This window comes from Paenibacillus sp. JT31N7 (genome assembly GCF_059692095.1).
The window spans coordinates 275915-288365 of the sequence record NZ_JCAUAT010000002.1 but is presented as its reverse complement, the minus strand read 5'-3'; the positions used below and the strand labels follow the sequence as shown (position 1 = coordinate 288365).

The following is a 12451-nucleotide window of genomic DNA, read 5'->3' as shown; positions in this document are numbered from 1 at the left end:
TAATCGTATGCGTACAGACTTATGCTTGAATATTATATCCTATTTGCATTGCCGACGACCCATTCAACTGCAGCATTAGCATTCTGGCATAAGTATCCCTCTCCTATTCATCTGACAGGCGTGGGGATAGACGAACTAGCAACGTATCTACGAAAGCTAAGTAACTACGCACTATCGACCAAGAAGGCAGAGCAGATTTTAACGCTCATAGCCGAAGATGGCGATACGACAAGGGACTTCCAAGAGAAACGGGATTTCATCGTGAAGGGGCTTGTCCGTAACATACGCTTTTACGAGCGTGAATTGACTCGTATTGAGCAAGAAATCGAAGGGCTAATGAAACAGCTAGGCTTCCAACTCCAAAGCATGACGGGCATAGAACTTGTTACAGCGGCTGAACTGGTGGCAGAAATTGGAGATATTCACCGCTTTGCTACCCCTGATAAACTGGCTCGTTTTGCAGGAATCGCCCCTATTGCTGTAGGTTCAGGCAACAAGCATCGGAACTACAAGAGTAGGCAAGGCAACAGGGAACTACACGATATCATTAAAGCCCTTGCTATTCGGCAGATTGCCGTTACGAGAACGAAGAAAGAGCCGCGTAATCCCTACTTCCATGCTTACTATGAGCAGAGAATGGCGGCAGGAAAGACTAAGCAACAAGCGATTGTGTGCATTATGAGGAAGTTGGTGAACGTCATCCATTACCTGATGCGAACAAAGGCGGCTTACATAATTCCAGAAGTATCCATGCAACAAGCAGGATGATATGCTAAAGTTGGGCGGCGAGCAAAAAACAGTCACCGCCCATTTTACTCAAATAGAACGGTTTATAAACTAGGATACGTATGAAGGACAGCTCGATAATCCGCTGAGTTTGAATTTGTATACGTATGTGGAGAATAATCCGCTCACGCATGTTGATCCGAGTGGGCATATGAGTAATGATGCGTTAAATAGGGCATTGTTGAAATATATAGGGGATGAAGATACAAAGGGATTAGTGCAATCTGTTATTCTTTCCAATGGCAATAGTGAGCTGGTAGGTACCTTGCTTTTCATCAAATTACACAAGTTGTAGCAGCAAAAAAAATACATGAACAGTTCGGTACTAATATAACTTTGGAATTTAAATTAGAAGAAAAGAAATTTCTTTTTGGTACTACGAATTATTATGTTGATATTGTTTCAGGCGATAATCAAATTTGGGAAGTAAAACCTCGCAGGGAGACCGGGCTGTTAAGCGGTGTGGATGGTTATTATCAAGATGCGGAGAAGCAATTAATTAAGTACCAATCGTTAAATGAAAACTTTATTAGAGGAACAACTCTTAACGGCATAGAAGGGATACCTATTGTAAAAGATTTAAAAATGGATATAGATTTTGTGGATTCCGGGAAAATCCTTTATGAGTTTTATGTGGGGAATAGAGCTTATACAACGAGTGAAGCAGAAGATTATGTTGAAGTATACGCTGACTATCCAATAGATGTAAAAGATATTATTGGAGATACAATAAAAAAATCTGGTAAGAAAAAATGAGGACTTGGTAATGATACAAATAGGACGTGTAATGGCACTTATAATTTTGATATTATCTTTCTCAGGGTGCAGCGAGGAGCAATCGAAAATGAAGGCAAAAAAAAATGAGTTCAAAAATACTGCATTAGAAATTGTTGGACTTTTTGAGTTAAGCATTGAGCACGTAGGGTTTCCTTACTCTAAGAGAGAATTTATAAATGCTTTTTATGACAGCAAGTTTGATGATGAGGGAGAACGGTTAAAAACACGCATTATTGATTTTGAATATGATTACCTAGGCAAGACTAATTTTAAAGATAAAAATGACCCTAACAACGCAGTTCTTTTTGAAAGATTAACTTCGGAACTAAAAGAAATCAAGGAAGAACTGGAGAAATATCCAGACTAATAAAGGAAGTTCTAGAGAAGTGATATACCACCTTGCGACTAACCATTGTTAAGGTGGTTTTTGCATGTACACCTACGACCAGTTGGGACAAATGATCCGCATCACGTATCCAGACAACAACACGACGCAGAAGAAATACGATGAGTTGGGCCGTCTCATTCAGACCACCGATGCCAACGGTAAAGTGGAGAAACTGTACTATGACGGCAACAACAACCAGATCCGGGCGACCGACCGGAACGGCACAGAGCTCAGCTACGTGTACGATGCGCGCAATTTCCTGATCGAAAAGAAAGCGCCCGACGAAACGATCCGCTATGCCTACGACCTTGCGGGACGGCGCACCCGGATGACAGATAACACGGGCACGACGCAGTATACGTACCAGCCGTCCACGGGACAGCTTTCCAAGGTCATCTACCCGGACGGCAAAACGCTCACGTACGATTACAACGTACTGGGCCTGCGAAGCTCCCTGAACGATCCGTCGGGCCAAAACACCTACTACTAGTACGACTCGCGCAACCGCCTGTCTAGCGTGTCCTCTTCCCTCGCGGACGAGGAAGCGGCCTACAGCTATTACCGCAACGATCTTATCAAGCAGACCAGGCAGCGCAACGGGATCACGACCGCGTACACCTACAACGGGCTGCAGTTGCATACGCTGACGCATAAGCAGGCGGACGGAACCGCGCTCAACACTTATGCCTACGAGTATGACGCCAACGAGAACGAAACCGCCAAAACCGAGAACGGCCAGACCTATCAATTCGGCTACGACCCGCTCAACCGGATCACTTCGTCCAGCCAGTACCGGGAAAGCTATGCGTATGATGCCCGCGGCAACCGGACGTCTTTTCAAACCAACCATGAAGCGAACAGCCCGGACGCCGACTACGTCTACGACAAAAAAGACAGGCTCTCCGCCGTAAAATTGAAAGATGGCAGCACCGTTTCCTACAAATATAACGGAGACGGACTGCTGTACGAGCGCACTGACAAAGAAGGAACCTCGCGCTACTATTATGATGGAGACCAAGTCATCGCAGAAGGCGACGACAGCGGCAGCCTCAAAGCCCGCTATGTGCGCGGAAGAGAGCTCGTAGCCCGGGAGAGCGGCGGGAGCAAAGCCTACTACCTCCACAACGGACACGGAGATGTCGTCGAACTTCGCAGCGAAACCGGAACCCGGTTGAACCAGTATGCCTATGACATCTGGGGCAACCCGACCGTAAGCGAGGAAAACGTCTCCAACCCGTTCCGCTATTCCGGGGAATACTGGGATTCGGCAACCAAGCTCCAGTACCTCCGCGCCCGCTGGTACGATCCGAGCATGGGACGGTTTATTAACGAGGATACGTATGAAGGACAGTTGGATAATCCGCTGAGTTTGAATTTGTATACGTATGTGGAGAATAATCCACTGACGAATTGGGACCCGACTGGTCATGCAACCAATGCACAATTAAATAATGCATTGCTGAATTATGTAAACGACAATGATACTAGTATGTTAGTGAAAACAATTCTTTATGGGATGGGAGATAGCGATCAAGCTAGATACCTTGCTTTTCACCAGATTACACAAGTCATTGCCGCAAAAGAAATTCATGAAAAATATGGGACTAATGTAACTTTGGAGTTCAATTTGCAAGAAAAACGTTTTTTATCTGGAACCACAAATTGGTACGTTGATATAGTTTCGGGTGATAACCAAATATGGGAAGTAAAACCTAGGAGAGAAACTCCGCTCTCAGGGGTAGATGGTTATTATCAAGATGCAGAAAAGCAATTGATCAGGTATGAGTCCTTAAATAGTGATTTTATACGGGGGGCAATGCTTGACAGAATAGAGGGTATATCAATCGTAAAAGATCTGAAAATGGATATTGAATTTTTAGATCCGGGTAAAATAGTTTACGAGTTTTCAGTAGGTAACAGGGCGTATACACCGAGTGAAGCAGAAGATTATGTTGAATTGTACGGTGACTACTCAATTGACGTCGCAGATATTTTAAAAGATGTAATAACAAAATCTGGTAAGAAGAAGTGAGAATTAAATAATGAAACATTTGCTGCCTTTAGTTATAATAATTCTAACAATGTATTTTTCTGGAATTTCTATGGAGGGGAAATCAGAAATGAGAATTAAAAAGAGTGAATTTAAAAGTGTTGCACTTGAAATAGTACAGGTATTTGAAGTAAGCATTGAATACGTGGGATTTCCTAATTCTGAAAGGGAGAAAATAAATGCATTCTATGAGAGCAAGTTTGATGAGGATGCAGAACGTATTAAAACGCGTATAATGAATGTAGAGTATTATTTTTTTGGCGGCACAAACTTTAAAGATAGGAACGATCCTCAAAACAAAGTTCTTTTTGAAAGATTAACTTCGGAACTAAAAGAAATCAAGGAAGAACTAGAGAAATATCCAGACTAATAAAGGAAGTTCTAGAGAAGCGATTCAATATTACCACCTTGCGACTAACCATCGTTGAGGTGGTTTTTGCATGGTCTCCATACGCCGCGCATCATGTATCCCGACATGGAACACAAGCACAATGAATTATATTGATAATTATTATTTTGATGATGGTGGAACTAAGAAAAAATGGTGGAAGCAAGAAGAAAAAATGAAAATAAAAGTGGAGTGAAGAAATGGAGAAGACTCAATTTAAACATAAGGCTCTAGAAGTGGTATATTTAATAGAAAATGGAATTAACTCATTGAATCTGTTTTCACATGAGACCAAGAAGATTATTAATGCTTTTGCTGAGTTAGAGTTATCTAGTGAACTCGGAGATTTAAGGCGTTATATTTTATCTGTGTATACTCGTTACCAAGGAAAAGTTGACTTTCGCAATAAGGAAAATCCAAAAAATCAAGAAATAAAACAAAAGCTCCTAAATCAATTAGCTGAGATAAAATCAAAGTTGAGGGAGATTTAATCCATATTGAATAGGTCATAATCCACTGTATGGTTTATGGTCTTTTTAACCCAATGGAGGGTACGATAAAAATGAACACTTCTGAAAATTTGAATTCCGATATTCCGGATTTGGTGAAGAAAATTATCATTCCACTCAGGGGCAAGGAAATCGATGAAAATTCGTTTACAGAACTATTTAGAAAGTTGGAATATTTACAAAGTGAGATCAAGGATGTACCGGTTATTAGTAGGAAGATTACAGGTTATTTATTTTACCTCTATACTCAACTTGAGGTTCAACAATCCTATGCGAATATTGAACAGTCTATAGCCATTCAGAACAAGAGATCACGTTTACTAAGTTACCTTAGACGCATTTTTGGGGATATTCGTGAAAATAGTTAGCTTAGGCCAACTAAAAGTGGTTTTCCCCTCCGCCTCTGGTTCTTTTCTCTGTCTGCTACCTCCACGATGAGCACGAACTATAAGTCCGAAATACAAACAGAACTTACAAAAATTATTAATGATGCGGAAAGGTGGAAACGTGTGAAGGAGATATCTCTTACCCTATTTACCTACCAAATCTTCAATAAACAGAATATAGCGGAAAGTGTATTTGATTCTTTAAGTGAGAATGGATTTTTATTTACTAAAATGGGAGTGACAGAACCTCTGAAAGTTAGTTATTCACGAGAAGAAGCCATTTCATTGTGGTGCTCGGAGACAGAAGGATGCTATCACATAGACTTAGAAAAAATGGTGGGGAAGGCCGGAAACTTCATGGCTAAAGGCCCAAAATCATTGTTTATGGGGAGCCAATGGTGGCATTGCCCAAATAAGAAAAAGCTAAATTATATATACCTCACCTTCTCGGTTGATGTATTGAATTCAAAAAAACAAGAGGTCCTAAATTTATTTAAGGAGTTTATTGTACTTTTTGCGGCCGTATACGGAGAAATAACACATTCTGACTCTTTAAAAAGGCAACATATCACAGGTACTCCGGATTTGAGATTGCCCGGTGTGTTTTGGTGCAATTATTATTCAAACGAGTATTTAGCGTTAATGAATTGTAGAGAACAAGTGGAATCATTTGATTGGTGGAAGAAAGAGGACATGGAAGAAGGAACGATGACCTTCCTAAACGAAGACCCTAAAGACTTGGTGGAGCCCAATTATCTAGAAGATAATGCCAGACAGCATTTTGGTGAAGAGGTGTTTCTTGCGAAAGAAAGAATGTAAGTAGGTACGGAAGAAATTCAGGCATCAATTGATTCTCGTAATCTACAATACTCTTAGTCCTCGTATTTTTCTTCACCAAGCCGCCTTTCCAAGCAATCTTGCTGACGAGGCGACAATTTTATATTCCACAACACTAGTGCCGAATGAATTTTTGTTATCGTATATAAGCAGACTTAACCTTTATCATCCCCATTTCAACTTTCTGGAAAATCGTGTGCGTACAGCAAATGTGTTTGAATCATTCAACCTATTTGAAATGCTGTCCTCTCTTGACCCTTCCGATATCTTGATTAACGGTATTACGACAGAAAACGGGTGGAAGGGAAAACGAAGGGATTATAGTCGCTCATGTGCTTAATGCGGAAAGCTGGTGAATATCATTTATAAGAACAAGACGGCGTACATTTTGCCATGTTTCAATCCAAATCCAATCTGATAGGTTGATTTCGTGATATAATTATCCAATATATAGTTTAAATCCATTTAGTGGTATATGTTATTAGAGAGGGGACATAGTTTAGTATGCCTAGTATTTTTCTTAGTCACACCAGTATAGATAAGCCCTTTGTGGAGAAACTTGCTAGGGATTTGAAAAGAGTCGGAGTGAATGTCTGGTATGATAAATGGGAAATAAAAATAGGTGACTCAATTACTTGGAAAATAGAAGAGGGCATTAGGGAGAATGAGTTTTTAGGAATTGTTTTATCCCCAGAGGCACTCAGTTCTGAATGGGTCAGGAGTGAAATAGGAGCTGCTTGGAGTAAGCAAATGCAGACTAAAAAAGTAATTGTTTTACCAATTTTTTATAGGACCTGTGAAGTCCCACATTTTTTAGCTGACAGAAGATATGCGGATTTTAGAAGTAATTACGAACACGGTTTTTCAGAATTGGCTAGTATTTTTGGGGTGGGAGAGTCAGAAGCAATTACACAGGACAATTGGCGGAAGTTTACTAAAAACAAAAAAATGGATTGGAAAAAATTCAAAATACAAGAATTTGAAAATCTAGTTACTGTGTTAGTAGATAGAGCAAAGGACTATAATTGGTCTGTTTGGGTAGGCGGAACAGCAAATGAATACTCCATTACTTTGCATTGTCCCAATAAGTATGTTTCTCTCAAGCTAGTTGGTGAAAGTAATGCTTACATGGCAAGTTTTAAAGATATAATTAATCCAAACAATCTTATGTTTTTCAAGAACGGGCGAAGTTGTAGAAGCAGCCAAAGAGATGCTGCAAAAATTTAACTGGTACAAAGGTGATAGATTATAAAACAGTTATGCTAGTTACGACACCAACACCAAAAGTCAGACTAGCCAAGGCGGGAGCAGAACCCCGTCTTTTTGTTTTGCTTGGAACGCTTTATAAATTAGGATACGTATGAAGGACAGTTGGATAATCCGCAGAGCTAAAGCAGCAAGGCAGGCGGGGATAAACGATGTGCCCGTAAAAATGTTAACGAACAAGAACTGAAAAATATTTATAAAAGGTCTCCTGACCAGTTACTTAATGAATATTATGGAAGGTGATAGATTTGGGACTAGAATCATATAGCTTTTTATTAATACCCTCCGATGCTCATTTTACTATCGAAGATGATGTAGTTGATTACGATGGTGGAAAGAAAATACCATTTTCTTTAGTTATTGAGACAATGCTCTCACTTAAACATGTTCGATCCTACATTCCATCTGATTTGACAGCTTCAAAATCAATTGAATGCTACTACATTTACTATGATAATAACGTTTTAGTAGAACTGGAAGTTAATGCGGGTAAGATTGAAGAGGAAGGTGTTGAAGAAATTTCAATACGTTTTGCTGTTACGAGTACTGAAGAAACATTCAAACAAGCTATTTTTATTTGTCGCTTGTTAACCGAGCGCCTTTTTATGAAAGTTATTGATATGCGTCTGAAAAAAGAAATAGATTTAAACAATGATTTAGAAATAAAAAAAAGTCATAGAGCGTTTGAGCTTAAAAAAGAAAAATTCTACGAGCTATACTCCCTACCCTTTAATTGTATTACTACTCCTATGTATTGCGGTAAAGCATTTTTTGATGAACTAAGAAAAAAATAATACTGATTTATGAAGGAGCTGATTTCTAGTTTTAATTAGAAACAGCTCTTTTCTTATAGTTACTCAAAGGATCTCATCAAGCTGACCAGGCAGCGCAGCGGAATCACGACCGCGTGCACCTACAACGGGCTGCAGTTGCAAACGCTGACGCAAAAGCAGGCGGAGGGAACATTTCTGAATGCCTATGCCTACAAGTATGACGCCTATGAAAACGAAACAGTTAAATCGCGAACGGCCAGACCTACTTGTGTTTTGTCATAACGGATTTGAATATAAGGTTAAAGTTTCAATTCTGTCTTGGGATGGCGTGGAAGATAAATAACATCATATTTTCTTAATTTGAGTCGCAATGCGACTAACCATCGTGTTGTGGTTAGGCTGCTTCTCAACAGACCTCACCCAGTACCAAATGAATCTTTTTATCGGATACAAGCAGGCTTAACCCTAATCTGTATCAACTTTCTGCCAAAAACGTGTACGCACAGCTTTATGCTCGAATTGTATACCCTATTTGCACTACTGCCTTCTCTCTTAATTTTTCGGGAATTTCTAGCTACCTCCACATTTCGTTTTCAAATAATCGAAAAATTAAATTTGGGAAACCGGAAGAAAAAGAATAACTGATGCAATACGTAAACAATCTGCTGAAACTGTTATACTGATATACAGAAATATAAGTTAAATGTAGGTGATGTAGGTAATTTAATTTAAGATATAGGAGAATTAGAATGGGGAATAATTTTACAGCCATTTTTGAGAATAAAATAAATACTAAAGGTTTGTTTAGTATGCCAGAAACAATAAAAACATCAGACAATTTCTATAGATTACGAAAACTAACTTGTAATAAAGATTGGAAGTGGATGTGCGAAGAAGATGAAATTAGTAATGAAATGAATCTATTTGGTTATGTAACAATGAGTGGTCCTTGTGATATTGATATAACTTTTGGTTTGAAATTAATTGAGTTGACACATAATACTCGATGGAAAGAATTTGTAGAACGTACATCAATGCAATTGTGGTTACGGCAGTTATGTTTTAGTTTATCTCCCGTTTTTGGTTCACCCATTTATACATCTGAGTATACACAATCTACTGATTTTGTTATTAAGGGAAAAAGCTACGATGAATTATTAGCACATTTGAAGGGGAGTTACGGCTCTATTGGATTAAACATAAGTACAGATAGCTTTAATTACGTTTATCTAGAAAGGTTTCCTGAGCGAAGACCCTAAAGAGTTAGTGGAGCCCAATTATCTAGAAAAAATAATGCCAGACAGCATTTTGGTGAAGAGGTGTTTCTTGCGAAAGAAAGAATGTAACAGACACGGAAAATAGATTTCAGACTAATTTTAGGCAGTAAATGAACTCAATTGTTGCCTTCCTTTTTGTTAGGTTATAGAAAGAGGAGGTAAACGTAATGACAGAGGAATTTACAGAACTTCGTGTATTAAAACGAACAAGGAAGCACCCGCAAGATGGAGATATTTTCGTTATGGAGCCAAAGGAAGATTTGTTTATTTTGGCAAGGTTATCGATGTCAATGTAGTGAGTGAAAATCCTTTTTTTAATGGAGGCTACTTAATCTATTTATATAATTATCCTGCAATTCCCCCGTTAGTTACAAACAAACAAGGATGGTTGAAATTATTGGGCTAGAGGCACTGAAGGGCATGGTGGTACATATAGCACCTACAACTGAGCATTCTGCAATAAAAAAAATGGGGAGACAGAGGTTTTGAATAAAATTTGAAGGGGGGATAACCATGAAAACAGTTTTTTTGCTGCAACACAGTTATGAAATAAACCAAATTGAATATACAAAAACAATTGGTATCTATTCTACAAGAGATAAAGCACAAGATGTAATCAATAAATATAAAGAATTGCCTGGTTTTAAAGAATACCCGGAAGATTTTTATATTGATGAATATCATGTGGATAAAAATGAGTGGCAGGAAGGCTTCTTGGGTTCTAGTGCATTCGAAGATTGATTATTGCTGTATAAGAAGAGTCTATATCCCCACAAAGGACAACAACGGAGGTTGTGGTCCTTTGATTAATTTATGGGTGTATGATCCGTATTTGAATGATCGCTAAATTAATAGACTGGATGTCTATTGTAACTTTACGGTGGGTGAATTTGACGCTGTAACGGGCGGATGAACAGGAGACCCTATAAAAAGCAGAAGATGGGGAGGTTAACATGTCACACGGTACTAGGTTTATCGAAGAACATCCTCAAAAATTTGAAATCTTTACTAAGTTAACGTTCCAGATAGGTAGTATACTATTAAAAATGAGGCGGATTTAAATAACCCGTCTCTATAATCGAAAAGGGGATCAAAGTGAGAAGAAATAAAAAGATTATTCTCGTTTTAATAAGCTTTATCGTTTTTGTGTTATTTAGCTTGGTTTATTATGTCAGCGAAGGTTCGCCGATTGGAAGGTATGAATTCAAAAAAGAACTAAATAGTTATATTCCAAAAAGATTTTCGCAAGGCATCGTGACCGAACATATTAAGTATAGCTTTAAAAACGACATTTACTGGGTTTCTGCACATCCTGAGAACAACAAAGAGCTTTCGTTTGAAATCTCCCAGTCATGGAATGATCGAGGTTTATGGGACGATTTTTTAACGGCATCCTGGAAGTTCGAAGTTAATCAAGAACTGGAATCGTTTGTAAAGAGTGTGTATGCCCAAAAGGGTACAGCTAGTATTCACTTGGGAAAAACTATCCCTGTAGTAGATAAGTACTCTACAATTCCATATGGAGAGGTACCGAAATATCAAGACGTTAAACAAGAATTTAAAGATTCCGTTATTTATATACATATAGATCACACGTTTAAAAAAGAGAGCACAGAAGATGAATATGATAAAGTTTATAAAGTTATCCAATTTATTAAAGCTGAAGGGTACACGTTTGAACGAATTTCATTCAGTTATAAAGGAGAGAAAAAGGATTCACCGACTGGAAAAACTTTCGAATTTAACTCGCTTGATAATGTGAATAGTCGGGACGATATCGTTAAATTTGAGCTCCTCACCAGAGAAAGCTCATCCGATGCTGAATGACGTACTATTACAATCTCATTATCAAGGCAGTAAGAGGTGAAATCATGTTTGAAAACATAAATTTTTCTTGCACGAAATCGAGTAAATCATAGGAGTGCAGACCATTGGAGATTTTGACATGGTTACAGGAGTGGTACACATCACACTGTAATGGAGATTGGGAACATGATAGTGGTATTCGAATAACTACCCTTGATAATCCCGGATGGCACGTTTCCATAAATTTGAATGAGACGGAGATGGCGAGTAGGCAGGTAGATATGGTTCAGATTGAGCGAACGGATGACGATTGGGTTCACTGTAAAATAGAGGATGGTTGTTTTTCGGGCGCCGGAGGTCCAGGAAATCTTGAGGAGATTTTAAGGACTTTTTATCACTGGGCAACTAACGATTAAGTTTCACAACGGATCAGGAGAGACTATTTGGACAGCTATATCAATGTCGGCTTAGTTTACAGCCGTTCTGAAGCCATTGGGTATTCTGCTTACTGTTGTTTGAGCGAAGCATAAAATTAAAAGTAATGGGTATAAAAATAGACTGTCGAGACTTTCGCGACAGTCTGAGCGCTCTTCCTAATGGGAAGAGCGCTCGCGTGTATATTATTCGTAGTTTTGAATGGTGCCGGCTACCGGAAAATACAATCCGCTGGTAATGTGTAACTTGAACTGGCAGTTGGATGGCATTGGCACAAGTTCATCAATTGAACCCCCGCTAGACGGGATATAGAAAGCAGGGCCATATGTGGTACTTCCTGAACAAACTTTCTCATAGAAGCCAGAGCCACCGCCGGATGAATTAAATTTCATTTTACCCATTTTACCTTGACCGGTAATATACGAGGATTTGGCATCATTTCCTCCGCTCTTAGCGTAAGCGGTACTTTCTTGGTTGGCTGCATATGCAGTGGTTGCAGTCATAGTTAAGATCACTGCTGCAAGTCCGTAGATACGAAATGCTTTTCTCATAACAAACCTCCTATAGGATATTATTGGAATCCAGGATCTCAACTTGCTGCGAAAGCAGATGTTGCTAAGGTTAATGAAAAATAGTGGTTACAGAGGCTGATACTCTTTTATTTTAACCGGTTTCACTCCTTCCTATATTTGGTTTGTTTTACAATTTGATTATACGTTTACATTTTTTATATTTCTACGTTTGCTAGGTAGTTTGTCATCTATTTACCAAAA

At 38.9% G+C, this 12451-nt stretch carries 16 protein-coding genes and 1 pseudogene; 16 read left to right on the top strand and 1 reads right to left on the bottom strand.

The genetic code is table 11. The features are described from left to right. Positions 1-72 precede the first annotated feature (72 nt). From AC58P5_RS11615 to AC58P5_RS11540, 16 genes and pseudogenes are all read left to right on the top strand, one after another. A pseudogene (locus AC58P5_RS11615) lies at positions 73-768 on the top strand (transposase); the annotation flags it as partial. Between the two features lie 354 nt (positions 769-1122). Then, complete coding sequence (locus tag AC58P5_RS11610; RefSeq protein WP_497386552.1) at positions 1123-1542, top strand: hypothetical protein; 420 nt, start codon at positions 1123-1125, stop codon at positions 1540-1542. Positions 1543-1630: 88 nt separating this feature from the next. After that, complete coding sequence (locus AC58P5_RS11605) at positions 1631-1930, top strand: hypothetical protein (RefSeq protein WP_497386550.1); 300 nt, start codon at positions 1631-1633, stop codon at positions 1928-1930. A gap of 64 nt (positions 1931-1994) precedes the next feature. Further along, entirely contained in the window at positions 1995-2441 is a 447-nt protein-coding gene (locus tag AC58P5_RS11600) for a hypothetical protein (protein ID WP_497386548.1), read from the top strand. Positions 2442-2468: 27 nt separating this feature from the next. Beyond that, the gene (locus AC58P5_RS11595) at positions 2469-3983 is read left to right on the top strand and encodes an RHS repeat domain-containing protein (RefSeq protein WP_497386546.1); all 1515 of its coding nucleotides are present in this window, start codon (positions 2469-2471) and stop codon (positions 3981-3983) included. A 10-nt stretch (positions 3984-3993) separates the two neighbouring features. Next, the gene (locus AC58P5_RS11590) at positions 3994-4371 is read left to right on the top strand and encodes a hypothetical protein (RefSeq protein ID WP_497386544.1); all 378 of its coding nucleotides are present in this window, start codon (positions 3994-3996) and stop codon (positions 4369-4371) included. 218 nt (positions 4372-4589) lie between these two features. Continuing rightward, positions 4590-4880 carry a hypothetical protein gene (locus AC58P5_RS11585; protein WP_497386542.1) on the top strand — a complete coding sequence of 97 codons (291 nt, stop codon included), beginning with the start codon at positions 4590-4592 and terminating at the stop codon, positions 4878-4880. A gap of 71 nt (positions 4881-4951) precedes the next feature. Then, positions 4952-5266 (top strand): hypothetical protein, encoded by a 315-nt coding sequence (locus tag AC58P5_RS11580; protein ID WP_497386540.1) that lies wholly within the window; start codon positions 4952-4954, stop codon positions 5264-5266. Positions 5267-5407: 141 nt separating this feature from the next. Next, entirely contained in the window at positions 5408-6103 is a 696-nt protein-coding gene (locus AC58P5_RS11575) for a hypothetical protein (protein ID WP_497386538.1), read from the top strand. 522 nt (positions 6104-6625) lie between these two features. Continuing rightward, positions 6626-7348 (top strand): toll/interleukin-1 receptor domain-containing protein, encoded by a 723-nt coding sequence (locus AC58P5_RS11570; protein ID WP_497386536.1) that lies wholly within the window; start codon positions 6626-6628, stop codon positions 7346-7348. A gap of 287 nt (positions 7349-7635) precedes the next feature. Next, complete coding sequence (locus AC58P5_RS11565; protein ID WP_497386534.1) at positions 7636-8181, top strand: hypothetical protein; 546 nt, start codon at positions 7636-7638, stop codon at positions 8179-8181. Between the two features lie 728 nt (positions 8182-8909). After that, a complete protein-coding gene (locus AC58P5_RS11560; RefSeq protein WP_497386532.1) occupies positions 8910-9419 on the top strand; it encodes a hypothetical protein in 510 nt (169 codons plus the stop codon). 185 nt (positions 9420-9604) lie between these two features. Beyond that, positions 9605-9733, top strand: a complete 129-nt coding sequence (locus AC58P5_RS11555) for a hypothetical protein (protein WP_497386530.1) — start codon at positions 9605-9607, stop codon at positions 9731-9733. Positions 9734-9950: 217 nt separating this feature from the next. Continuing rightward, positions 9951-10178: a DUF7336 domain-containing protein gene (locus tag AC58P5_RS11550; protein ID WP_009676551.1), complete on the top strand. Its 228-nt coding sequence runs from the start codon at positions 9951-9953 to the stop codon at positions 10176-10178. A 354-nt stretch (positions 10179-10532) separates the two neighbouring features. Then, entirely contained in the window at positions 10533-11264 is a 732-nt protein-coding gene (locus AC58P5_RS11545; RefSeq protein ID WP_497386528.1) for a hypothetical protein, read from the top strand. Positions 11265-11368: 104 nt separating this feature from the next. Beyond that, on the top strand, positions 11369-11659 hold the full coding sequence (locus AC58P5_RS11540) for an immunity 53 family protein (protein ID WP_497386526.1): 291 nt from the start codon (positions 11369-11371) through the stop codon (positions 11657-11659). A 204-nt stretch (positions 11660-11863) separates the two neighbouring features. On the opposite strand, the gene AC58P5_RS11535 is transcribed toward AC58P5_RS11540, so the two are convergent. Beyond that, entirely contained in the window at positions 11864-12229 is a 366-nt protein-coding gene (locus tag AC58P5_RS11535) for a hypothetical protein (protein WP_497386524.1), read from the bottom strand. Positions 12230-12451: the final 222 nt, after the last annotated feature.